The sequence below is a fragment of the Stenotrophomonas sp. STEN018 genome (assembly GCF_056760235.1).
The window spans coordinates 18,495-42,306 of record NZ_JBRREK010000040.1; the positions used below are offsets into that span (position 1 = coordinate 18,495).

20 protein-coding genes are annotated in these 23,812 nt (G+C 62.8%); 9 read left to right on the plus strand and 11 right to left on the minus strand.

The genetic code is table 11. The features are described 5' to 3' along the window. Window positions 1-110 precede the first annotated feature (110 nt). The gene (locus ACVOMB_RS15035; protein WP_481508433.1) at window positions 111-275 is read left to right on the plus strand and encodes a hypothetical protein; all 165 of its coding nucleotides are present in this window, start codon (window positions 111-113) and stop codon (window positions 273-275) included. 132 nt (window positions 276-407) lie between these two features. Here the strand turns inward: ACVOMB_RS15035 and ACVOMB_RS15040 are convergent, their stop codons facing one another. Next, window positions 408-1,028, minus strand: a complete 621-nt coding sequence (locus ACVOMB_RS15040; RefSeq protein ID WP_481531914.1) for a rhomboid family intramembrane serine protease — start codon at window positions 1,026-1,028, stop codon at window positions 408-410. Window positions 1,029-1,030: 2 nt separating this feature from the next. Further along, window positions 1,031-2,599: a POT-type proton-dependent oligopeptide transporter gene (locus tag ACVOMB_RS15045; RefSeq protein ID WP_481531915.1), complete on the minus strand. Its 1,569-nt coding sequence runs from the start codon at window positions 2,597-2,599 to the stop codon at window positions 1,031-1,033. Between the two features lie 178 nt (window positions 2,600-2,777). On the opposite strand from ACVOMB_RS15045, the gene ACVOMB_RS15050 reads away from it, so the two are divergent. Then, on the plus strand, window positions 2,778-3,587 hold the full coding sequence (locus ACVOMB_RS15050; protein WP_481531916.1) for an endonuclease/exonuclease/phosphatase family protein: 810 nt from the start codon (window positions 2,778-2,780) through the stop codon (window positions 3,585-3,587). Window positions 3,588-3,817: 230 nt separating this feature from the next. On the opposite strand, the gene ACVOMB_RS15055 is transcribed toward ACVOMB_RS15050, so the two are convergent. After that, window positions 3,818-4,429: a superoxide dismutase gene (locus ACVOMB_RS15055; protein ID WP_481531917.1), complete on the minus strand. Its 612-nt coding sequence runs from the start codon at window positions 4,427-4,429 to the stop codon at window positions 3,818-3,820. A 279-nt stretch (window positions 4,430-4,708) separates the two neighbouring features. Here ACVOMB_RS15055 and ACVOMB_RS15060 point away from each other — a divergent pair, with 279 nt between their 5' ends. Beyond that, complete coding sequence (locus tag ACVOMB_RS15060) at window positions 4,709-5,182, plus strand: guanyl-specific ribonuclease (protein ID WP_481531918.1); 474 nt, start codon at window positions 4,709-4,711, stop codon at window positions 5,180-5,182. Beyond that, on the plus strand, window positions 5,179-5,625 hold the full coding sequence (locus ACVOMB_RS15065; protein ID WP_481531919.1) for a barstar family protein: 447 nt from the start codon (window positions 5,179-5,181) through the stop codon (window positions 5,623-5,625). Before ACVOMB_RS15060 ends, ACVOMB_RS15065 begins: the two co-directional genes overlap by 4 nt. A 166-nt stretch (window positions 5,626-5,791) precedes the next feature. Here the strand turns inward: ACVOMB_RS15065 and ACVOMB_RS15070 are convergent, their stop codons facing one another. The 3 genes from ACVOMB_RS15070 to ACVOMB_RS15080 all read right to left on the minus strand — a co-directional run bounded on the left by ACVOMB_RS15070 (window position 5,792) and on the right by ACVOMB_RS15080 (window position 9,136). Continuing rightward, window positions 5,792-6,220, minus strand: coding sequence for a VOC family protein (locus tag ACVOMB_RS15070; protein ID WP_481531920.1), 429 nt, complete (start codon window positions 6,218-6,220; stop codon window positions 5,792-5,794). An 86-nt stretch (window positions 6,221-6,306) separates the two neighbouring features. Further along, window positions 6,307-8,196, minus strand: a complete 1,890-nt coding sequence (locus ACVOMB_RS15075) for an ATP-binding cassette domain-containing protein (protein ID WP_481531921.1) — start codon at window positions 8,194-8,196, stop codon at window positions 6,307-6,309. A gap of 34 nt (window positions 8,197-8,230) precedes the next feature. Next, the gene (locus ACVOMB_RS15080; RefSeq protein WP_481531922.1) at window positions 8,231-9,136 is read right to left on the minus strand and encodes a LysR family transcriptional regulator; all 906 of its coding nucleotides are present in this window, start codon (window positions 9,134-9,136) and stop codon (window positions 8,231-8,233) included. A gap of 127 nt (window positions 9,137-9,263) precedes the next feature. On the opposite strand from ACVOMB_RS15080, the gene ACVOMB_RS15085 reads away from it, so the two are divergent. Continuing rightward, window positions 9,264-10,292 (plus strand): YeiH family protein, encoded by a 1,029-nt coding sequence (locus tag ACVOMB_RS15085; RefSeq protein WP_481531923.1) that lies wholly within the window; start codon window positions 9,264-9,266, stop codon window positions 10,290-10,292. A gap of 291 nt (window positions 10,293-10,583) precedes the next feature. Here ACVOMB_RS15085 and lysS read toward each other — a convergent pair whose 3' ends face one another. Further along, window positions 10,584-12,104 (minus strand): lysine--tRNA ligase, encoded by a 1,521-nt coding sequence (gene lysS, locus ACVOMB_RS15090; RefSeq protein ID WP_481531924.1) that lies wholly within the window; start codon window positions 12,102-12,104, stop codon window positions 10,584-10,586. Window positions 12,105-12,203: 99 nt separating this feature from the next. Then, window positions 12,204-13,329, minus strand: a protein-coding gene (gene prfB, locus ACVOMB_RS15095; RefSeq protein ID WP_481531925.1) for a peptide chain release factor 2 whose coding sequence is annotated in 2 segments (ribosomal slippage) — window positions 12,204-13,253 and window positions 13,255-13,329 — 1,125 coding nt in all. Because the reading frame shifts where the segments join, the coding sequence is not laid out codon by codon here. 158 nt (window positions 13,330-13,487) lie between these two features. Between prfB and ACVOMB_RS15100 the strand changes: the two genes are divergently transcribed. Then, entirely contained in the window at window positions 13,488-14,669 is a 1,182-nt protein-coding gene (locus tag ACVOMB_RS15100; RefSeq protein WP_481531926.1) for a pre-peptidase C-terminal domain-containing protein, read from the plus strand. A gap of 114 nt (window positions 14,670-14,783) precedes the next feature. Continuing rightward, complete coding sequence (locus tag ACVOMB_RS15105) at window positions 14,784-16,130, plus strand: hypothetical protein (RefSeq protein WP_481531927.1); 1,347 nt, start codon at window positions 14,784-14,786, stop codon at window positions 16,128-16,130. Between the two features lie 165 nt (window positions 16,131-16,295). Here the strand turns inward: ACVOMB_RS15105 and ACVOMB_RS15110 are convergent, their stop codons facing one another. Further along, a complete protein-coding gene (locus ACVOMB_RS15110; protein ID WP_481531928.1) occupies window positions 16,296-19,178 on the minus strand; it encodes a VIT domain-containing protein in 2,883 nt (960 codons plus the stop codon). A 576-nt stretch (window positions 19,179-19,754) separates the two neighbouring features. Then, window positions 19,755-20,660 carry a LytTR family DNA-binding domain-containing protein gene (locus ACVOMB_RS15115; protein WP_481531929.1) on the minus strand — a complete coding sequence of 302 codons (906 nt, stop codon included), beginning with the start codon at window positions 20,658-20,660 and terminating at the stop codon, window positions 19,755-19,757. A gap of 155 nt (window positions 20,661-20,815) precedes the next feature. Between ACVOMB_RS15115 and ACVOMB_RS15120 the strand changes: the two genes are divergently transcribed. Next, window positions 20,816-22,009, plus strand: coding sequence for an acyltransferase family protein (locus ACVOMB_RS15120; protein ID WP_481531930.1), 1,194 nt, complete (start codon window positions 20,816-20,818; stop codon window positions 22,007-22,009). A gap of 14 nt (window positions 22,010-22,023) precedes the next feature. On the opposite strand, the gene ACVOMB_RS15125 is transcribed toward ACVOMB_RS15120, so the two are convergent. Next, on the minus strand, window positions 22,024-22,728 hold the full coding sequence (locus ACVOMB_RS15125; protein WP_481531931.1) for a TetR/AcrR family transcriptional regulator: 705 nt from the start codon (window positions 22,726-22,728) through the stop codon (window positions 22,024-22,026). Here ACVOMB_RS15125 and ACVOMB_RS15130 point away from each other — a divergent pair. Continuing rightward, window positions 22,713-23,651 carry an ABC transporter six-transmembrane domain-containing protein gene (locus ACVOMB_RS15130; protein ID WP_481531932.1) on the plus strand — a complete coding sequence of 313 codons (939 nt, stop codon included), beginning with the start codon at window positions 22,713-22,715 and terminating at the stop codon, window positions 23,649-23,651. The two genes, ACVOMB_RS15125 and ACVOMB_RS15130, sit on opposite strands and share 16 nt — an antisense overlap. The last annotated feature ends 161 nt before the right edge of the window (window positions 23,652-23,812 follow it).

Genomic DNA, 23,812 nt, shown 5'->3' on the forward strand with positions numbered 1-23,812 from the left:
ACATCGGCGCCGTCAGCGCCACCGCAATCACAGCATGGACTGCGTCTCAAAAGCTGGCACGGGTTTTGCTGTGTACATCTGCAAACAACAGACAGCAGCCGAGGTGTCCCATGTTCGACAACGACCGCACGATGCAGATCCCGTCCAACGACCATGACTCCACCCTGCTGGAAGGCCTGTTCCAGCTGGCTGTTGCCGGCGACACCAGCGGCTGGGAATTCAAGAAGATCGATAGCGAAGTCTATTCGCGCCTGCTCGACAGCTACGCCGCTTGAACCAGCTCCAAGCGTTGACGCGCGGCACGCCCACGGCGCAGCTGCCGTAAACGAAGCAGGGCCGCGACGACACAATGCGCGCGGCCCCAGGCCTGATGGGCAAACATTGCCCCGGCTCCCCCCCCCCGCCGATCAGAAGCGGAAAGTTGGATTCATCAGGCTCTGCAGGAAGTGCTGCAGCAGCTCCGGTTCCATGATCAGCATGAACATCACACCGAACGCGGCACCGGCCAGGTGGGCGCTGTGATTGACGTTGTCCTTGCCCTTTTTGTCCATCCAGATGCTGTAGCCGACATAGAACACGGCGTACAGAATGGCCGGCGCCGGGATGAACATGATCAGGATCAACTTCCACGGCGCGATCAGGATGTAGGCGAACAACACCGCCGACACCGCCCCTGAAGCACCCAGGCTCAGATAGTTCGGATTCTTCTGGTTCTTCAGATAGGTCGGCAGGATCGACACCACCAGCGCCGCCAGATAGAACAGCGGGTAGACCCACCACTGCCCGGTGATGCCGAGCATGATGACTTCGATCGAGCGGCCGAAGAAGTACAGGGTCACCATATTGAACAACAGATGGCCAAAATCGGCGTGGATGAACCCGTAGGTCACCAGCCGGTCGTACTGCTTGTGCTTGTCGATCGCCGGCGGCCACAGGATCAGCCGGTCAGCCAGCTTGCGGTTGTTGAACGCCATCCACGACACCAGCGCGGTGACGGCGATCAGGATCAGGGTTATCGGTCCTTGCATGTTCAAACCGCCCGGTAGTTGTCGACCATCTTGTAACGGCGCGCGTAGATGCCGAATGCCAGTGCCGCAATAAACGCAAAGCCGGCAAAGAAGAACATCAGGAACGCCGTCTCGCTCAAGCCGGTGCTGGCAATACGATCAGTCACCGCATGGTTGCGCACCGCTGCGTTGGACAGCAGCACCCACAGGTTACCGATGGTGGTGGTCAGGTTCCAGAAGCTCATCACCACGCCCTTCATCGATGCCGGTGCCTGGCTGTAGGCAAACTCCAGACCGGTTGCCGAGACCAGCACTTCACCGAAGGTCAGCAGCGCATACGGCAGCACCTGCCAGAAGATCGACATCGCATCGCCGCCGTCCATGACCACCTGGATGCCACCCACCACGATCCAGGCCAGGCCACTGAAAGCGATACCGGCGGTCATCCGTCGCAGCGCGGTCGGCTCGAAGCCGAAACGACGCAGCGCCGGGTACAGCACCAGGTTGTTGAACGGGATCAGGATCATCACCAGCAGCGGGTTGAGCGCCTGCATCTGCGAGGCGGTGAACCAGCTGGGCATGCTCATCTGCTGGCCTTGCAGCACCCAGGTCGAGGCTTTCTGGTCGAAAAGCGAGAAGAACGGCGTGGTCAGCGCGAAGATCACCAGCACCTTCATCACGGAGCGCACGCCTTCGACAGCAGCCTCCGGGTGCACGCCGCGGGCGCGGTCCAGCTGCAGCATGGTGCCGCCGCCAATACCGGCCAGCACCGAGACCAGCGCCAGACACAGGCAGATCACGATGCCCAGGCTGGGCACCAACGCGAACGAAGCCAGCGCCAGCAGCACGCCCAGCACCGCCACCACCAGACCCATACGGCCTTGGCCAGGCGCCTGCGCCAGCAGCGCGGTACGGATCACGTTGGCAAAAGAATGCGGGTCCTTGGGCGGCAGCGGCACCAGCACATAGCGCTTACGGCCCAGCCAGAACACGAAGGTGGCGACGAACATCAGGATGCCGGGGATGCCAAACGCCCACTGCGGGCCAAGGTTCTTCAGCGCCAGCGGGATCAGCAGCGAGGCGAACAGCGAGCCGAAATTGATGATCCAGTAGAAGGCGTCAAACACGATCTTGGCCAGGTGCTTGTTGCCCTGGTCGAACTGGTCGCCCATGAACGAAGCCACCAGCGGCTTGATGCCACCGGCACCCAACGCGATCAACCCCAAGCCCAGGAAGAAGCCCTCACGGCTACCCTCGAACAAAGCCAGGCACAGATGGCCGACGCAGTAGATCAGGCTGAACCACAGAATGGTGTGGTACTTACCGAAGAAACGGTCAGCCAGCCAACCACCGAGCAGCGGGAAGAAATACACGCCGATCATGAAGCTGTGCATGATGTCCTTGGCTTCGCCGGCACGGCCCTCGGCGGTGATCTCCTGCAACAGCAGCGAGGTGATCAGGAACTGCACCAGGATGTTGCGCATCCCGTAGAAGCTGAAACGTTCGCACGCCTCATTGCCGATGATGTAGCCGATCTGGCGCGGCATCTTTGCCTTGGGGTCCGGGGCTGCTGCCACGTCGTTGGTCGTCATCTGCGGGCGATCCGTGAATACAAAGGTTGCAAGCGTAACGCATCACGCCGCCAGCTAGACCGGTTCGGCCAGGCAAAACACCTACCGCCTACACCAGCAAAACCTTAGTACGTGCACCTGCACGCCCCTTCTACGCGGGAGGCATTAGGATGACAGTCCCTCATTTCGAGGCGTTGCAATGCTGCGCTGGGGTTGTTTTGGACTGCTGGTCCTGTCATTTGGCGTCATGGCCGAGCCGGTGCTGCCGGTCATCAAGGTAGCCAACCTGCGTCTCCCCGATAGTGGCGAGATCTGGAGCGGCCAGCGCGAGCGGATCGCCGCGCTGATGGATGAGCTGCGACCGGACGTGATCGTGGTACAGGGCGTGCGTCAGCAGGCCAATACCCCCAACCCGGCCTGCTGGCTGGGTACCCGCCTCAGATACAGCTGCGACTTCATCAGCGCCGACCGCCCCAGCCAGCCGCTACGCCGTGGCAATGCGGTGCTGACCCGCCTCAGCGCACAACAGGACGGCATCACCCTGCTGCATGGTGACACCGCACCTACCGCCGCCGGCATGCAGCGCCTGCAACTGCAACAGGCGCAACTGAACATCTACGCCGCCAGCATGTGCCCCAGCGATAACAGCCCGGTCGCACGCGGCCATCAGGCCGCTGATCTGCGCTCATGGATGGACGCCACCGCCGACGGCCTGCCGTCACTGATCATCGGCGAGTTTGCCGCGCCCACCGAGGAACTGGTACGGCAGCTGCCGGGCTACCAGCCGGCGCGCAGGAATCCATCCACCCGCCATGGCGAGGCCCGCCTGTCAGCCGATGCGCAGCACGGCATGGACGTGCTGTACCAGGTACGCAGTTTTGCCGATATCACCCAGCAGGCGATTCAGCTGCCTGCCAGCGACACGCAGCCAGCAACCGAGCCGCTGGGCATGATGGCGACGCTGCGTGTTACCCGGATTCCCGCGAGCGTTGACGCTGAGCAGCCCTGAAGCGGCATCCTGCCGACAGGTATTTGTGGGAGCGGCGTAAGCCGCGAAGCAGATACATCATCAGATAGCACAGCTGCCGAGGGTCTCAGCAACGTCAGCTTCGCGGCTTACGCCGCTCCCACAAACGGGGTCACGCTGCGGTCGAGCCGCCCTGAAACAACAAAGGCCGGGCAATGCCCGGCCTTTGCAACAGCGGCGGCCATCGCGGCCTTCGCCTCAAGTCACTGCACTCAGGCAATGGCTTCCTGGTAGCGACGCTCGACTTCCTTCCAATTGATCAGGCTGTAGAAGGTTTCGATGAACTCGGCGCGGCGGTTCTGGAACTTGAGGTAGTAGGCGTGCTCCCACACATCGATGGTCAGCACCGGGGTACGGCCTTCCATCAGCGGGCTTTCCTGGTTGGAGCTCTTTTCCACCAGCAGCTTCTTGTCGGCGGTGACGCTCAGCCACGCCCAGCCAGAGCCGAACTGGGTCAGTGCAGCCTTGGTGAAGGCTTCCTTGAACTTGTCGAAGCCACCCAGCTGCTCGTCGATGGCCTTGGCCAGCGCGCCGCTCGGGGTGCCACCGGCGTTCGGGCCGATCACGTCCCAGAACAGCGAATGGTTGCCATGGCCGCCGCCCTGGTTGCGCACGCCCTGCTGCAGGTTTTCCGGCAGGGTCTTGACCTTGCGCAGCAGCTCATCGATCGGCAGGCCGGCGTATTCGGTGCCTTCGACCAGCGCGTTGAGGTTGTTGACGTAGGTCTGGTGGTGCTTGGAGTAATGGATCTCGACCGTGGCCGCATCCATGTACGGTTCCAGCGCGTCGTAAGCGTAAGGCAGCTTGGGCAGGGTATAGGCCATCACAAATCTCCTTGGGTATATGCCTGGGGTCTGTGCCCGGAAAACCCGGGCGATGCAGATACAGCAGTGAATGGTAGGCAGGAACGGCCAACTTACCAAGACCGATGTAAAGGAAACTTTGTCCCGCAATCGGAATCGACACGATTTCAAGGCTGTGCGCTGTCATTGTTAGCGGCCTGTGAACCAACCTGCAGGCAGCACGCATCAATCGCCCGTTCAACAAAAACCGGCTGACGGCGTGATAATCATTCTCCTGTCCTCGATTGATCGCCTGTCCTGATGCGCAAGCCCTACCTTCTGGTTATAGCCGTAGTCCTGCTGGTTGCCGGCCTGTGGGGTATGCGCGTTGCGCAGCAACCACCGCCGCCACAGTTCGCGCCCTCGTTGGGTGCGGACATCGGTACTGGAAGCAACTCGCAAGCTGCAGCAGAAGCGCAAACCCGCGCAGCGACACCACGCGATCCGCTACCAGCCTTCTTGCCGCCAGAGGCACGCGAGACCATCGGCCTGATCCAGCGCGGCGGACCGTACCCGCATCGCCAGGACGGCAGCACCTTCGGCAACCGCGAACGCCAGTTGCCGCAGCGGCCGCGCGGTTACTACCGCGAATACACCGTGGATACACCTGGGCTGAGCCATCGTGGTGCCAAGCGCATCGTCACCGGCGGCGATCCGCCGGATGCCTGGTATTACACCGACGACCATTACGAAAGCTTCCGCAGCTTCGAAGTCCCCGCCCGGAGTACGCCATGAGTGACAGCGGTTTCGACATGGGACTGGAAGACGTCAGCCAGGCCGGCGTCTACGGTGTTGGCGACGGCGACCTCGGCGGTCTGGCGGCGGTAGCGCGCGATGCCGGGCTGCGCGTGTGCCGCATCGATCTGGAAGGCTGCGCCGACAAGCGCACCTTGTTGATGCGGCTTGGCACGCAGCTCGACTTCCCGACCGGCTGGAGCCGCAACTGGGATGCGCTGTCCGATGGCTTGCGTGACCTGTCCTGGCTGCCGGCCAACGGCTATGCCTTGTTGTTCAGCGATGCCAACGACCTGCGCCAAGGCAGCCCGGCTGACTTCGATACCTTGCTGGACGTGCTGTCAGAGGCCTCGGCCAGCTGGGCCGAGAACAACGTGGCGTTCTGGGCCTTTATGGAACTGCCGGGTGGTGGCGAAGAAGAAGCCGCCAACGAAGAGGAATAACGCACGCGGAAAGAGAAGCGCGTAGTGCCGAGCCATGCTCGGCAGAAGCTTTCCCCGCACCCCATCAGCGCTGCAGCTGCAAGCCGCAAAACCAGCAGATCAACAACTCAAAGCACCCCTCCCCAGCCCTCCCCTCCGCCTACGGCGCATGGGAGGGAGCAGATCGTCAGCGCACGTCCGCCGAAACCGGCCCCTTCAACTCGATGGTGTTGCCATCCGGGTCCTTGAAGTACAACGACAACCCATCCCCTTCAGCACCGAAGTTCACCTCGGCTGCCGCCAACGGCGTTGCGCCGTGCAGGGAGAGATACGCAACCAAGCCCACTTCATCGAAAGGCTCGACGCGCAGGCACAGATGATCAACGTTGCGCGCTTCCGGCCCCGGCCCGACGCCACCGCGCGCACCCAAGCTACCATCCAGACTGATCAGGTCGATCATCGACGCGCCGGCACGCAGATGCGCCAGGCCGAGATGGTCGCGCCGTCGCACCACCTCGCAGCCCAGCACCGTTGAATAGAAAGCAATGCTGCGCTCCAGGTCGCGGACCCGGAACACCACATGATCGATACGCTCAACCTCAAACGGTCTTTTCATCATCGCCTCGCAGCATCCATGGACACCATCCTGCCGTCCTCACTGAGGACGGCAGGTGAAGCAACACGCAGACCGTCAGAACCGGCTCAGGCGTCCAGTTCCTGCCAACGTGCGTAGGCGGCATCCAGCTCGGCCTGCACCTTGGTCAGCTTCTGCGTGTGTGCAGTGACTTCGGCACTGGTACGCGTATAGAACGACGGATCGTTCATCGCCGCGGTCAAGCCTTCCACGTCCAGCTCCAGCTGTTCGATCTTGGCCGGCAGCTGCTCCAGCTCGCGCGCGTCCTTGAAGCTCAGCTTGCGCTTGGGCGCGGCATCAGCCACCGGAGCTGCAGGCGCAGCAGCAGGTGCCGCCGTCACCGAGGCCTTGGCCACCGCCATCGCGGTCTGCGTAGGTGCTGGACGCTGGCGCAGCGAGTCGCTGTAGCCGCCGATGTAATCGCCCACCTTGCCCTCGCCTTCCAGCACCAACGTGGAGGTCACCACGTTATCGAGGAAGTCACGGTCATGGCTGACCAACAACAAGGTACCGGTGTAGTCACCCAGCAGCTCTTCCAGCAGCTCCAGGGTTTCCACGTCCAGGTCGTTGGTCGGTTCATCCATTACCAGCAGGTTGGACGGCTGTGCGAACAGCTTGGCCAATAGCAGGCGGTTGCGCTCACCACCGGACAAACGGGTGATCGGCGCACGCGCGCGTTCCGGGGTGAACAGGAAGTCCTGCAGGTAGGCATGCACGTGCTTGCGCTTGCCATTGATGTCGATGAAGTCCGCGCCTTCGGCGACGTTCTCGATCGCACTCCAATCTTCGCGCAGGGTGGCGCGGTACTGGTCGAAGTATGCGATCTGCAGGTTGGTGCCTTGACGCACTTCGCCACTGTCCGGCTGCAGTTCGCCCAGCAGCAGTTTCAGCAAGGTGGTCTTGCCGCTGCCGTTGGGGCCGATCAGGCCAATGCGGTCGCCACGCAGGATGACGGTTTCGAAATCCTTGATCATCACCCGCTCGCCAAAGGCGAAGTTGATGTTCTTGATGTCGATGACCTTCTTGCCGGAGTTCTCCGCACCGGAGGCCTCCAGCTTGACGTTGCCGCTCAACTCACGGCGCTGCACGCGCTCGTTGCGCATCGCCTTGAGCCGGCGCACGCGGCCTTCATCGCGGGTACGGCGGGCCTTGATGCCCTGCCGGATCCACACTTCTTCCTGTGCCAGCAGCTTATCGAAGCGGGCATTTTCCTGGGCCTGTGCATTGAGGCGCTCTTCGCGGCGGCGCTCGTAGTTTTCCCAGTCGCCCGGCCAGCTGGTTACCTGGCCACGATCGATTTCGACGATGCGGGTAGCCAGCGCACGCAGGAAGCGGCGGTCATGGGTGACGAACACCACACAGCCATTCCAGCCCTTGAGGAAGGATTCCAGCCAATCAATGGCTTCGATATCCAGATGGTTGGTCGGCTCATCGAGCAGCAGCACGTCCGGGCCGGCGACCAGCGCACGCGCCAGCAATACGCGGCGCTTCATGCCACCGGACAGACGGCCGAATTCGGCGTCGCCATCCAGGTCGAGCTTGGTCAGGGTTTCCTCGACGCGCTGGTCCAGACCCCAGCCATCGGCGGCATCGATCTTGGCCTGCACATTGCCCATGGCCTCACCATCGAAGACCTCGGCGTGGCTCAGTCGATGGAACTCTGCCAGCCAGTGGCCGAGCTCGCCGAGGCCATCGGCGACCACGTCGAACACGCTGCCGGCAGCGCCGTGCGGCACTTCCTGCTCGAGTCGGGTGACGCGCACGCCCTGCTGCACGCGCACCTCGCCGTCATCGGGCTTGAGCTCGCCAGCCATCAGCTTCATGAGAGTGGATTTGCCGGCGCCGTTGCGGCCGATCAAGGCGATACGCTCGCCAGTCTCGATCGACAGTTCGGCTTTTTCCAGCAACAACGGGCCGCCGACGCTGTAGTCGACGTTCTGCAAGGTAATCAAAGGCATGGGCGTATTGTACGGGCTATGGTGGCAGCCGCGCTCAATCGTCGCTAAACACATCCGCCGGCAGGCCCAGCAACTGGCGCAGGCTGGCTGGAATTCGCTTGCCGGGATGGCGCACCGCCCAGAGTTGACGCAGCAACGGCGGCAACGGCGTCGCCAGCACCTGCAGCTTGCCCAACGTCACCAGATCGGCCACCGCATGCCGCGACAGGCAGGCCAGGCCGAGCCCAGCGACCGCGCCCTGCTTGATCGCCTCGGTGCCGCCGAGCTGCAACACCTCGGCAAACCCATGCAGATGCGGCAACAAAGCCTGCTCGGCGGCCTCACGGGTACCTGAACCGGGCTCGCGCAGCAGCCAGCGCGCCTGCCGCAGCATCGCCAGATCGGCGCCTTTGCCGAACTGCACCGCAAGCGGATGGCGCTCACCGAACACCACCACCAGTTCGTCCTGCTGCCACAGCGCCACTTCCAGCCCCGGCTCGTGGCTGGGCCCTTCAATCAAGCCGACATCCACCTCCAGCCGCTGCACGGCGGTGGTGACCTCGCGGGTATTGCCGATCACCAGCTCAACATGGGCATGCGGATTGGAGGCCTGCAGGTCCGCGATCCGCGCCGGCATCAGGTAGTTGCCGATGGTGGTACTGGCACCCACCTGCCAACGCACGGCGGCGCCAGTCTGGCTATCGGCACGGAACCGACGCTCGATATCGGTCATACCCGCAAGCAAGGCGCGCGCCTGCGGCAGCAGAGCCCGGCCATGCCCGTTGAGCACCAGTCGGCGGCCAATCCGGTCGAACAAAGCCAGCCCGAGCAGGCCTTCCAGTTCAACCAGAGCGGCACTTACCGCTGACTGTGACAGGCCCAGCAACTCACCCGCCGCCGTGGTCGTACCGGCTTCGGCGATGCCGGAGAAGATCTGCAACTGGCGTAGGGAAAGATGCACGACCTATCTCCAAAATCGGTTGATTCAACCAATATTATCCGTTTTACAGGTAATAACCTTGGGTGCAGCATGGGCTATCTTCTAATAACCCAACGTTATGAACACCTCGACCCAAGGGCTTACCTCGATGCCCCTTTCCCGCCTCCCCGGCCTGCTGCTGACGGCCGCAGTTGCCGGCCTGTCGATCTGGCTGGGTACCCTGCCGTGGATGCAGAACCACGGCATCAGCGCGTTGACCCTGGCCATCGTCATCGGCATCGTGCTGGGTAATACGGTCTACCGCAGCCTGGCGACCCGCGCCGATGCTGGCGTTGGGTTCTCCAAGGCCACCCTGCTACGCGCCGGCATCATTCTGTATGGCCTGCGGCTGACCCTGCAGGATATCGGCCAGGTTGGCGTTGCTGGCGTGGCGATCGATGCGCTGGTGCTGTGCTCGACCTTCGGCCTGGCCTGGTGGCTGGGCACCAGGTTGCTGGGCATGGACCGCAACTCGGCGCTGTTGATCGGCGCTGGCAGTTCGATCTGTGGCGCCGCCGCGGTGATGGCTGCCGAACCGGTGATCAAGGGCCGCGCCGAACAGGTTGCGGTCGCCGTGGCCACAGTGGTGGTATTCGGCACCGTGGCGATGTTCCTGTACCCGCTGCTGTATCAGTGGGGCGTGTCGGCGGGTTGGATGCCGCTGGATGAAACTGCATTCGGCGTGTTTACCGGTTCCACCGTGCACGAGGTCGCTCAGGTGGTGGCTGCTGGCCGCGCGGTCAGTGAGCCTGCCGCCGATGCTGCGGTCATCACCAAGATGGTGCGGGTGATGATGCTGGCACCGTTTCTGGTCGGTCTGTCTGCTTTGCTGGCCCGTGGCCAGAGCCGCGCCAACGGAGAACGCTCGAAGATCACCATTCCGTGGTTTGCGTTTGGCTTCATCGCCATGGTCGGTTTCAACTCGCTGCAACTGCTGCCGGTTGAGCTGGTGAAGGTATTGGTGGATCTGGACACCGTGTTGCTGGCGATGGCGATGGCTGCGCTGGGCCTGACAACGCATGCTTCGGCGCTGCGTCAGGCTGGTGCCAAGCCGATGTTGTTGGCATTGTTGTTGTTCATGTGGTTGTTGGCTGGCGGCATGCTGATCAATCTGGGCGTGCGGGCTGTGCTGGGCTGAGGCGTTATTGGGAAGGCCTCTGCCGAGCATGGCTCGGCACTACATGCCCCTCTCCCGCTTGCGGGAGAGGGGTTGGGGTGAGGGCGGCTTTTCGCTGGTAACGCCCCTGCCGAGAATGGCTCGGCACTACATATCCCTCTCCCGCTTGCGGGAGAGGGGTTGGGGAGAGGGCTGCTTTTCGCTGGTAAGGCCCCTGCCGAGCATGGCTCGGCACTACATTGCAAAAACAGAAAGGCCTTCCCGGTTACGGGAAGGCCTTTGTTCTTTCGGCTGCAGCCGGATCGTGCTGGATCAGGCTTCCGGGCGCATGTACGGGAACAACAGCACGTCACGGATCGAGGCGCGGCCGGTCAGCATCATCACCAGGCGATCGATGCCGATGCCCAGGCCACCGGTCGGTGCCATGCCGTATTCCAGCGCACGGATGTAGTCGGCGTCGTAATGCATGGCCTCGTCATCGCCACCATCCTTGGCTTCCACCTGGGCCTGGAAACGTGCGGCCTGGTCTTCCGGGTCGTTCAACTCGGAGAAGCCATTGGCCAGCTCCTTGCCGTTGACGAACAGCTCGAAGCGGTCGGTGTAACCGGCGTCGTTGTCGCTGGCGCGGGCCAGCGGCGACACTTCGACCGGGTGATCGGTGATGAAGGTCGGCTGGATCAAGGTGTGTTCGACCGTGGCTTCGAAGATCTCCAGCAGCAGCTTGCCCCAGCCGTAGCTCGGCTTGACGCGGATCTTCAGGCGCTCGCAATGGCGCAGCAACGCATCACGATCGGTGCAGTCGGCGGCGGTGATTTCCGGGTTGTGGTGACGCACGGCTTCATCCATGCGCCAGCGACGGAAGGCCGGGGCCAGATCGATCTGCACGCCATCCCATTCCACCACGGTGGTGCCGAGCACGCTCTGCGCGACATCGCGGATCACGCCTTCGGTCAGGTCCATCACTTCGTTGTACGTGGCATAGGCCTCGTACAGCTCCATCATGGTGAATTCCGGGTTGTGGCGGGTGCTGACGCCTTCGTTGCGGAAGTTGCGGTTGATTTCGTAGACACGCTCAAGGCCGCCAACCACCAGACGCTTGAGGTACAACTCCGGTGCGACGCGCAGGTACAGCTGCATATCCAGCGCGTTGTGGTGGGTGGTGAACGGTTTGGCCGTCGCGCCGCCGGGGATGTAATGCATCATCGGCGTTTCGACTTCGAGGAAGTCGCGGTTGTCCAGCCATGCGCGCATGGCGCGGATGATCTTGGAGCGCTTGATGAAGACGTCGCGCGATTCCGGGGTGACGATCAGATCGACGTAACGCTGGCGGTAGCGCTGTTCAACGTCGGCCAAGCCATGCCACTTGTCCGGCAGCGGGCGCAGTGACTTGGTCAGCAGGCGGATGCTGGTCGCCTTGACCGACAGTTCGCCGGTCTTGGTGCGGGTCAGGCCGCCTTCGACGGCGATGATGTCGCCCACGTCCCAGCCCTTGAACGCGGCATAGATATCGCCCAGTGCGGTGGCCTGCAGGAACAGCTGGATACGGCCGCTCTCGTCCTGGATCTGCGCGAAGCTGGCCTTGCCCATGATGCGCTTGGCCATCAAACGGCCGGCCATCTTCACCGTGCGGCCGGTGGCTTCCAGCGCCTCGCTGGTCCACACCTCGGCGTCGGAGTATTCGTCCTGCAGCTTGCCGGCGAAGTCTTCGCGACGGAAGTCGTTCGGGTAGGCGATGCCCTGCCCGCGCAGCGCCGTGAGTTTCGCGCGGCGCTCGGCGATGAGGCTGTTCTCGTCGACGGGGAGCTGCTGCGTTTCAGGGGTCTGTTCGGTCATGGCTTTGATTTCTATTTGGGGGGGATAACCAGGCGCGGCCACCGACTGGTGAAACCGCACCGTACAACAAGGGAATGGCCCGTGCAGGGCCATTCCGGATCAAGCGTCGATGCGCTTGGCGCCGGCCTGCAGGCCGGACTTGAGGCTGGCCTCGATGAATTCATCAAGGTCGCCGTCCAGCACCTTCTGCGTGTCGGTACGTTCAACGCCGGTGCGCAGGTCCTTGATACGGCTCTGGTCGAGCACGTAGTTGCGGATCTGACTGCCCCAGCCGATGTCGGACTTGGTCGCTTCCAGCGCGTCACGCTCGGTGTTGCGCTTCTGCACTTCCAGCTCATAGAGCTTGGCGGCCAGCATCTTCATCGCGGTGTCGCGGTTCTGGTGCTGGCTGCGGCCGATCTGGCAGGCCACCACGGTATTGGTCGGGATGTGGGTGATACGCACCGCCGACTCTGTCTTGTTGACGTGCTGACCACCGGCACCGGAGGAACGGTACACGTCGGTGCGCAGGTCGGCCGGGTTGATGTCGATTTCGATGTTGTCATCGACTTCCGGCGACACGAATACCGAAGTGAAGCTGGTGTGGCGGCGGTTGTCCGAGTCGAACGGCGACTTGCGCACCAGCCGGTGCACGCCGATCTCGGTCTTCAGCCAGCCATAGGCGAACTCGCCTTCGACGCGGAAGGTAGCCGATTTGATGCCAGCGACGTCGCCGCCGGACACTTCCATCAGCTCGGTCTTCCAGCCACGCGATTCACACCAGCGCAGGTACATGCGCAGCATGATTTCCGCCCAGTCCTGGGCTTCGGTACCACCGGCACCGGCCTGGATGTCGACGAACGCGTTGCAGCTGTCCATTTCGCCGGAGAACATGCGCTGGAACTCGAGTTTCTCGATGTGCGCCTGGAACTTGTTCAGGTCAGCCACCACCGCCAGCGCGGTATCTTCGTCCTGCTCGCTTTCGGCAAGCTCAAGCAGTTCAGTGGCTTCGGACAGGCCGTCCAGTACGTTGGCAATACCGGTGACGGTCTTGTCCAGCATCGAGCGTTCACGGCCCAAGGTCTGGGCGTACTCCGGGTTGTTCCAGATGTCCGGGTTTTCGAGTTCGCGGGTTACTTCTTCGAGACGTTCTTTCTTGACGTCGTAGTCAAAGATACCCCCTGAGCGATAGCACGCGATCGGTCAGATCGGTGATTCGCTGGCGGATGGGATTGAGTTCGATCATGGTCGGTCTAATAAGGCAGACAAGCCGCCAATTCTAGCATCCAGCCGGGGCTGGCATTGGCTATTCAGACAGGCAGGCCCTTCTCGCTGAATAGACACGACTTAACGTTAGAATCGTACCCTGACCCGCGAAGACGGGAAAAGGAGACATTTCTGACCATGAAGGACCTAAGCTTGAACGCCAGACACGCTCGCCTGTTTGCTGCAATCACCATGACCTTGGCGCTGACCGCCTGCCAGAAGCTGGGCGGCATTGCCGCCACCGGCGCTGACAAGGCCCCGAACCTGACGGTCGGGGAAACGGTCTCCGGTGAAATCACCTCGTCCAGCAGCCTGAACTACAACGACGGCAGCCGCCACCAAGGCTACAAAGTGACCATGAAGAGCGGCGAAGCCGTTTCTCTGGAGCTGGGTGGCTCGCTCAGCGGCCAGCTGGCGGTGTTCGACGGCCAGAACATGATTGCCAATGCCTCCTCCTCGGGCATGAGTGACGGCGATTCCTCCAGCTCGGTCAACCTGGCCTTCCGCGCGCCCAAGGACGGCACTTATCTGGTCGCGGTCAACAGTGCCAGCGCCGACGCCTTTGGTCCGTTCAAGCTCAAGTCTGCCAAGGTCGTGCCCTACGACGGCAAGCCACTGGGCGCCGACAGCCAGGCAACCGATTGGCTGATGGGCGACAAGCAGGAGTACAAGCTCAAGGTAGACAAGGCCGGCCTTTACGCCATCACCCTGGAATCCAGCGCATTCGACTCCTACCTGCGCCTGAACGGTCGCAACGTGGAGCTGGAAGACGATGACAACGGCGGCAACCTCAACGCCCGCATCCGCACCTACCTGGAGCCGGGCGAGTACACCATTGCCGCCTCCTCGGTGAACGGCAATACCGGCTCATTCAAGCTCAGCGTCAAGCTGACCCCGACCGAAAATGGCCTGGTCACCCGTGACGGCACCGCGCTGACCATCGGCCAGACCGCGCAGTCGATGATGGATTCGCGCGGCCGCCGCACCTTCGTGCTTACCCTCGATGCACCCAAGCAGATCCAGTTCGACGCCATTGCCGATGGCTTCGACTCGGTGCTGCACATCACCGGCCCCGGGGTTGACGAAGAGAACGACGATGGCGGCAACGGCACCAATGCCCGATTGACCCTGGACCTGCGCGCAGGCCGTTACATCGTTGCGGTCACCAGTCTGGGCAGCCAGCAAGGCGTGTTCGAGCTGGAAACCACCGACCTCGGTGGCGGTAGCGATGTCGCCGCACCGGCCAACAGCAACCGCAAGGATGCTGCTGAAGAGGCTGCCAGCGCCGCTGCCGACGCAGCCGCCGCCGTCATCCACTAAGCCACATCGCCCATTGCGCCAGCCGGCCTGATGGACCCACGGCCACGCCGCCTGCCCCCGCAGGCAGCGTGGCCGTTTTTTACCTACCCCTGCTTCCCACCTAAAGGAGTTCAAGTGAAGCGACTTGCAGCCGGACTGCTGTCCCTTGCCATTGCCGCCGCCGTGCACGCCCCCGTGTATGCCGCCGGCCCGGCCCGCCCGCTCGCCATCAACGGCGATGTATCCGGCGAAATCACCTCTTCCAGCCCGGTCAATTACAGTGACGGCACCCGCAGCCAGTTGTTCTCGCTGCAGATGGGCGCCGGCCAGGCGGTAACGCTGAAGCTGGAAGGCGCACTCAATGGCGCACTGGCCGTGTTCAATCGCGACGTACTGGTGTCCCGCACCGAAGCTGGCCGCGAAGGCAGCGCCAGCCTGAGCATGCGCGCCGACAAGGCGGGCCAGTACCTGGTCGCCGTCAGCGGCGCCGATGCGCGCGCCTTCGGCCCGTTCCAGCTGTCTGCCGAACCCATCGTTGCCTATGACGGCAAGCCGCTTACCGCAGGCCGCCGGGTTACCGATTGGCTGCGTAGCGGCGACAAGACCTTCGTCCTGCAGGTCGACAAGCCGGGTCTGTACACGATCGATCTTGAATCAACCGAGTTCGACGTGCGCCTGGAACTGAGCGGCAACGGCCTCAATCTGGAAGACGATGACGGCGGCAGCAACCTCAACGCACGCTTGGTCGCACCGCTGCAGCCGGGCCGCTACACACTGACCGCCGGCGGCCTGGGCGAGGCTTCGGGCGCGTTCTATCTGGGCGTGGAGCAGGCTGATTTCCCTGAAGGCCTGGTCTTCAACGACGGCACCAGCCTGCCTCTCGAAGGCACCGTCAGCGGCTTCATCGGTGCTGACGACACCCGCAGTTTCATATTGAACCTGCCGGAGCGTCGCCGTGTGCAGCTCGATGCCAGCGGCAAGGATCTGGACACCATGCTCACCCTGCAGGGCGGCGATATCACCCTGAGCGACGATGATGGCGGCGGCGGAGTCAATTCGCGCATCAGCCAGGTGCTGGACGCAGGCGAGTACAACGTATCGGTGCGCTCGGTGAACAGCCGTGGCGGCGTGTTCCAGCTGGCTACCGGCAGCGTGGCCGCGCCTGATGGCCCAACCCGTCCCGAGCTCAAGATCGGCCGCGAAGTCTCGGGCCAGCTGCGCGCCGGCAACCGCGACCTGTACACCCTCGAGATTCCGCGCAAGGGCAAGTACGTAATCAGCATGACGGCTGGCAGCTCCAGCCTGGACGGCATGATCACGCTGATGCGCAATGGCGAAGAAATCGCCCGTCAGGATGACAGCGACTCCAGCCTGGACCCGAATCTGGAAATCGAGCTGGAAGCCGGCCGCTACATCGTGTTCGCACACAGCTTCGATCCGAACGCCACTGGCAGCTACCGCCTGCTGGCACGTCGCAAGTAAGCGAGTCTTGGCAAAACCCCGATGCCGGATCTCCGGCATCGGATTTTTTGTAGGAGCGGCATAAGCCGCGAAGCTGGCAATGTCAATCCCTCGTGCCGATGCATTGCTAGCTTCGCGGCTTACGCCGCTCCTACAAACAAACAGCAGATGGCTACAGCAACAGCCTCAGCGCACTTCGAACTCACCCACGAGCACGGTATCGGTGGCGTCCTGCAAACGCATGGTCACTGCCTGATCCTTCTGCTTTGGCGTACCCCAATGGGTACTCAAGCGCAGCATCAAAGTAGCCGCACCGGTCACCAGCTGCTGACGACTGCCAAAGTAATTGGCCTCCACCTTGTAGATGCCGGGCTTGGCATCGCGCAACGAGAACTGCTCAGGCCCGTAGCCGCCGGTGAAATCCTGCGACATCTGCCCACCCTGATAGGTCAAGCGATTGCCGTAGTACGCGCGCTCACCATTGGGGTCGGTCACCCACAGATCCATATCGCTGTTGTCCGCGTCCCACGCCAATACAACGCGCAGATCCAGCGGCATCGCCTTGCGCAGGCGTGGATCAACCTGCCTTGCATCCAGTGCCGGGCCACCGCGTGCGATCAGATTGGTCAGCTCGTCCAATGCGATCAACGCCACGCCATCGAAGCGCCTATCCCATGCCCGCTGCACAACCTGATACAGCGGATCAACCGCCTGCTGTGGCCGCCCTGCCGCCTCCAGCGCCAAGCCCAGATCGCGGAAACTCTGCGGCTCATCATCGGCCATTGCCAGCACCTGCTCGAACACCGGCACCGCCAGCGCTGGCTCACCGGCCTGCATCAGCCGATAACCCAGCACCCGCAGCAGATGCCGGTTATCCAGCTCCATTTCCGCCAGATTGGACAGCACCCGCAGCGCCAGCTCGCGTTGCCCGGCAGTCCGCAACATATCCGCAACATCCAGAAAGAACGCGCTGCTGTCGGCATTGGCTTCACGCTCGTCCAGATACCACGTGTACAACTCACTAGCCGGCGCTCTGCGCAGGCGCTGCGCGAACGGTGAATCCGGCTCCCATGCGGCCAGCTTGATCTGCACCGCGCCGGAGTTGACCTTGGCCTCATCTGCAACTGCAGCCACCTCAGCCGCTGCCTCGCGCCTGCTGCCGGTCACCGCCACCCTGTCCAAGCTTGACGACTCGGCCACCATTGCCGCAACCGGTGCGGGGGCAGGCGGCGGTGCCATCGCCAATACCGGCGGCGAGGGCGCTCCGCTTGCACGCTGTCGCGCCAACTTTGCAGCTTGTTCCACCTTCAACGGCGAGTCCTTCGGCCACCGCTTGTCCCACCACGCCTGGCGTTGCTGCCATTGCTCGGCCACCTGATCAAGATGGGTCTTGCGCGCGGCCTCACGGTCGGCAACCTGACGGGCAAAACGGCGGTCGTATTCGGCCCGCAGCGCTGCCGGCGGCCGGATCGCGTAGCGCAGGTAGTCCTCAATCGTGTCCAGTACAAGCAACGAACTGCCTTCACTGACCATGCCGAACTGCTGCGACAGCAACTGCATCGCCTCGCGATTGCCGCGCGGGTCGGCCGCCAACTGCTGCAAGCGTGCCTGCGCCCACAGCCCGGCCATCAGCGCGCCATCGGTGTTACCCGGCGCAACGCTCAACGCCTGCCACTGGTCACCATTGATCCGCAACCGCAGCTCGGCCGATGCAGCATCGGCGCGTGCATACAGCCACAACCAGCCCTGCTCCAGACTGCGGCGATCGATCACCACATCGTGCAGACCGGGAGCCGGTGCGAGTTCCACCGTAGTCGGCGTGGCCAGCAAGCGACTTGCCGCCGCGCTCACGTCGTCAGACTCGATCTGCACCAGACTGCCGCCGTTCGCCTCGCTCCAGCCACGCAGGCGTGCGGTATCGGAACCGGCCGCAGCACTATTGATTGCAAACAGACGTTGATCCGCCGCCAACGCCGGTAGCGTCGATGCGCCCCAGTTGGACAGGCCATCACTGATCAGCAGGTACTCACCGAGTTCCGCCCTGGGCGTCCACGACGCCAGGGCGCTCGCGCCATCGTTCGGCGTCTGCTCCAACACGCGACGCAACGCGCTCCAGTCACCCTTGCGGATACTGAAACGACGCTCCGCTTCCGGCTTGTCGCGCAGCACCGTCAGTACAACGCTGCCCTCGCCCATCGCCGCGAAATAACGATCCAGCAATGCAAACTCGCGTGCCCGGTTACGTTTACCCGCCGAGCCTGATGCATCCCAGAGCAGGCCGACCTTTGACGGCAAGCCGCGCGCAGCCGGCGCTGCTACCGGCAGCTGTGCCAATAGATAGTGTTGCCCGTCGTAGCGCGCCGTCTGCAGCGAGGGCTGAGGCTTTACGGGCAGCTGCCACTGCAGCTGTGCAGGCAATTGCCGGCCGCTGCCCTGCCACTCCAAACCACCAGCCATCAGCCGGAACGGTGCTTGGCCCAGCTTGTCAGCGCCCGGCGCGCGCAGGCGCAGGCTTACTTCAGCTGCCGCGGATGCGAACTGCAGCGGCAAGCGCCACTGCCACGCCAGACCCGACAAGGGCATCGCCTCACGGATGGTCAACTGCACCCGCCGGCTACCGCCGGCTGGCAGCGGATACACGCGAAGACGAAACTGATTACCAGCGGTCTGCTCCAGCAACGCTGGGTCCTGGCCCTGCCGGACGATAGCCTCGAACACCTGTCGGCCACGCTCCTTCGGCACCGGCACCGCGTCCCGTAATTGCCCATCGATGTCCAAGGCGAAGCCGCTGATCTGCTGGCCTTCGGCCAAGGGGAACTGCAGCTCGCCCTCCATCACCCGCCGATTGGGGTTATGGAAAACCAGATCGATCCGGGTCTGGGCGATTCCCGCCTGCACCTCGCCGTCAATGCTTGCCCGTCGCAGCTCGATTGGCTGCTCGTCCTTGGAAACGGCAATCAGCACCGGCGGCCGGGCCAGCTCCCTGCCCTGCTGCGCGGCTACTGGTGCCACCGCCACGCCCAACAGCAGACCTACCATCCAACAACGCCGCCAGATAACAAGGCTCATCGCAGCACTCCGTCCAAGGGTTGGAAGATCAAACGCACCAACAGCCACAACGGGGTCAGCGGATTTTCCGAGAAGCGCCGCGAGCGCAAATCAGCCCTGCTCAATAGAACCCAAGCCCCCCCTTGCTCCGTGCAGCATTGTGCCGTCTTTCAGCGCCGCTAAAAAGGCAGGGATCGTTGGTCTCGGCGATGCCACTTTACGGTTCTGTGTACCACCGAGGTTCACCTGGCGAACCAGTCCACAGCGACCAACAACACGAGGTTGATCACCAAAACGAAGTCTGGCAACTAGCCGGAAGCCGACGTTCGCAACGAATGAGATAAGCCGAGCCGCGGAGCAGGCTCGGCTCGAATACAGGTTAGGTGCCTGTCGTATCCGCTGCCGGCTTGGGCTGACTGCGTCCAGTAATGGCTGCTTTTTCCTCCTGCCCGTATGCGACCCACGCAGTGACTGAAGCCAATACTGCTAATCACCCTGCAAGAACCGACTCCTGCATCTTGTTTGCTCGACTGGCACCTGTTGTTCGCAATGTGCCGGGTTTCCCCTTCGGCCCGCCGCCCCCACCCCCTAGCGGGCTCAGACCGTGGCGGGATCTTCCGTGGTGCTGCTCAACTTCGACTTCAGCGCCGGCAGGTAGCGTCTACTGCAAGCGACCTGTTTGCCATCGGCCATATGCAACAGGGCCTCACCGCCTTCCAGCGGCTCGATCGACACCAGATGTGCCAGGTTGATCAACCAACTGCGATGGACCCGGACGAAACACGCGGCATCAAGCTTCTGTTCCAGCGCAGCCATGGTGATCCGCAGCGGGTAGTCGTGGCCGCGAAGATGCAGGTTGACGTAGTTGCCGGCGGCCTGCGCCCATTCGATATCGGCCGTTGCGATCAGGAAGTCCCGGCCCAGCTTGCGTACCAGCAGCCGTTCCGGATGATCGATGGGCTCCACCGGCGGCCCTTCATCAGGCTCGGCCAGCAACTGTGCCTCGCCTTGCAGACGGCGAAGCAGAAAGCGGTAACCATCGATGCAGAACAGGATGGCGGCATAGGTGCGCACGTCCTTGAGGTATTCGTAGAGCAGCTCGTCGACCCAGTCGCCGACCTGATAGCGCTCTCCCACCACGGCATAGGTGAGCATCCTGATCCCGAACATGGCCAGCACGTGCAGCAGCGAGATCGGCACACTGGCCAGCAGGTACCAAGGCAGGCGTCGCCGCCAGTTGTCCAGATGCAGCGGCCAGCGCCTGCTGAACCAGACGATGGCTGGCACAAGCAACAGCAACCAGACCAGTCCACTGGAGAATTCCCAGACCCAGGGTTCCCACCACTCCATGGAGGGTGCACCGGACCGGTTGGCATCCATCCAGGTGGTGATCGCATTGCCACTACAGTTGATCAACACCAGCAGCAACCAGAACAGCAGCTCCATGCTATGCCGCCAGGGCATGGAGCGATTCAACAAGGTCGGCGATGCGGCTTGGTTCATCAGCGCATTCTAGACGGCGTAGCCTCCGCAGCCCTCGCTGGCCGTCCCCTGATCGCCACCACTCGTCCCTTGGCGCCCGCAGGTCGGCCCTTCCGGCCCTACGGGATGCGCATCCCAGGCTTTAGTGACGACCTTCTCCATCCGCTGGACACGCAATGCACAGGCGCCACGATCTGGATTGGCTGCGGGTAATCGCCTTTGGTCTGTTGGTGATCTACCACGTCGGCATGTACTACGTGAGCTGGGACTGGCACGTCAAAAGCCCGGCCGCGAGCATCGCACCGGAGCCTTTCATGCTGCTGACTTCGCCCTGGCGGATGTCGCTGCTGTTCCTGATCTCCGGCGTCGCCACCGCCTTCATGTTCGAGCGCCAACCTGCCGGCCTGCTGCGCCGCCGCTCATGGCAGTTGCTGCTGCCGTTGCTGTTCGGGATGGCGGTGATCGTGCCACCGCAGGCCTACTACCAGGTGGTCGAGCAGCTACCAGGCGGATACAGCGAGTCCTACTGGGCGTTCTACGGCAAGTATCTCAGCGGTTACCAGGGCTTCTGTGACAGCGATGGCTGCCTGCGCGTCCCGACCTGGAACCACCTCTGGTTCTTGCCCTATCTGTGGAGCTATACCGTTCTGGCCTGGTTGTTGTGGCGGCTGCTGCCCGCGTCCACACTGCAGCGCCTGCGCCAATGGACCGGCAGCGCGCTGAACAGCTGGGGCGCGCTGGTTGTCCCGGTAGTCATCCTGGCGGCAGCGCGCCTGCTGCTGGTGAACCGCTTCGAGCAGACCCACGCGCTGACCGATGACTGGTACAACCATGCCCAGTACGCCAGCATCTTCCTGATCGGCTTCCTCGCCGCGTTCAACACCCGCTTCTGGGAATCACTGCAGCGCCTGCGCTGGCCGTCACTGGTTGCGGCTGGAATCAGCTACGCCGTGCTCATCCACGTCTGGTATTTTTCTGGCTACAACGACGCGCAACCGCCGCCGCTGGAATTGCGGCTTGCCCTTCGGGTTGTCTGGGCGGTGGACCAATGGTGCGCGATCGCCGCCTTGCTGGGCTTTGCCTATCGTTGGCGCGAGGCCGACAGTCCGGCCCTGCGCTATCTCACCCTGGCGGTATTCCCGCTGTACATCCTGCATCAGACGCTGATTGTGGTTCTTGCACACAACCTCAAGCCGCTGCAGCTGAATCCTGGCATCGAGGCCGTCATCCTTATCGTGGTCACGTTTGCTGCGTGTCTTGGCGCTTATGAACTGATCCGGCGCTGCGCCCCGCTGCGGCCCCTGTTTGGGCTACGCATGCAGCCTGCGACAACGCCCATCCAATCATTGGCCAAACCCGTGAGGGACTGAGCTCAGGGCCTCAATCAACCACGTGGCGTTGCAGTGCCGAGCAACAATCGCGCAACTTCGGCCAACTCACTTTCCATCGCTGAGCGCTCATCGTCCGATTGCAGCAGCATCAGGTCGTTGGCATAGCCCATCGCCAGAGCGAACAGTTGCCGGGCTACCCGCGTTGGCGACGCGCACCGGTAGCAGCCGGCTTCCACGCCGCGCTGCACTATCCCGGCCAAAAGGTCCTGCCATTGCTGGTTCACAGCCAGATAGGTTGCCGACAGCTTGGCGTCATGCATGGCCTCATCCCAGGCATCGAGCCACAACACCCAGGAGTCATCATCGGTCGCCGGCAAACAGTCGCTTAGAAAGAAAGCGAGTGCTTCGTCCGGTGCCAGGTGTTCGACCGCTACCTTCACCTGCTCAAGCTGATCGGTTGCGAAGCGAGCAAATGCTTCGCGACGGAGCTCGTTCCAGTCGGCGAAGTAGTGATAGATGTGGCTGCGGGAAATGCCCGCGTGGCTTGATATATCTCGAGTCGAGACATTGGCGAAGCCATTCGTTCGAAACAGATGCAATGCCGCTTCAATGATCTGATCTCGGCGGGAAGGAATGGCCAAACGACACCTATTGGGCAGAACTGAATGGAAAGCATATCGGCTCAAGCGTTTGAGCGGTCGCTCAAGTAGAATTGAGCGACCGCTCAATTCTACATCTCGACATGAAACGCATTCCATCTTCAGGGTCGCTGTCAGCTCCCGCCACCCAGATCGGGCAGCAGACTGCAGCAAGCACTCTGGTTGCTCTGGCAAAGGCCTATCCGGGCCAGATCAGCCTGACGCTCTCGCTCGTCGCGGCGGAGAACGCGCTTCTGCTCGCCTACCCGCTATTCGCCGGTTTCGCCGTGGACTCGATCATCAAGGGCGATGTGTACAAGGCCATCTGGTACGCGGGCGTGGTGCTGTCCTTCTGGCTGATAGGCGCGGCGCGCCGAGCGATGGACACCCGCGTATTCACCCGGATCTACGCGGATTTGGCGGTCGGCGTAGTGCTGGCGCAGCGGCAGCAGATGCAGGCAACCTCCACGGTGGCCGCGCGGGTCGTGCTGGCCCGGGAATTTGTCGACTTCTTCGAGAAGCACGTGCCGATCATCACCACCGCGTTGGTATCGATGGTGGGTGCAGCAATCATGCTGCTGGTGATCGAGCCGTGGGTCGGCATCGCCGCCCTGTCGGTGCTGCTGCTGGGAATGACGGTTCTTCCCCGCTACGCCCGCCGCAACGAGCACTTGCATGGACGTCTGAATGACCGGCTGGAGCATGAGATCCGGATGGTGGAGCGGGTCAACGCAGGGACCCTGCTTCGCCACTACACCGTTCTTTCCCGCTTGCGCATCTGGCTGTCTGATCGAGAAGCCGGCGCCTTCCTTGTTGTTGGGACCGCCGCTGCGGCCTTGTTCGCGCTGACAATGATGCAACTGGCCACGACTACTGACGTCACCCCAGGTCATGTCTATGCGGTAATGACCTACCTCTGGACCTTCGTTACCAGTCTGGATGACGGGCCAACAATGGTTGACCAGCTGGCCCGGCTGAAAGACATCGGTAAGCGCGTGAGTTCCGGCTTGGAAGAGCCTGCATCGGAGCAGGCCAATCGCTGAGCCCATGCGCTGCAGTCGTGCCCGAGAACGGAGTTGCGCGCTGCGGCGCGCAGCACAACGCCGAAACCAAAGCGGGGCCCCCCCCGGGGGGGGGGGCGGGCGCCGTTTAAGGGCAAAAACAACAAAAAAAGCACAGCCAGGGGAAAACCGCGGGGGGGCCA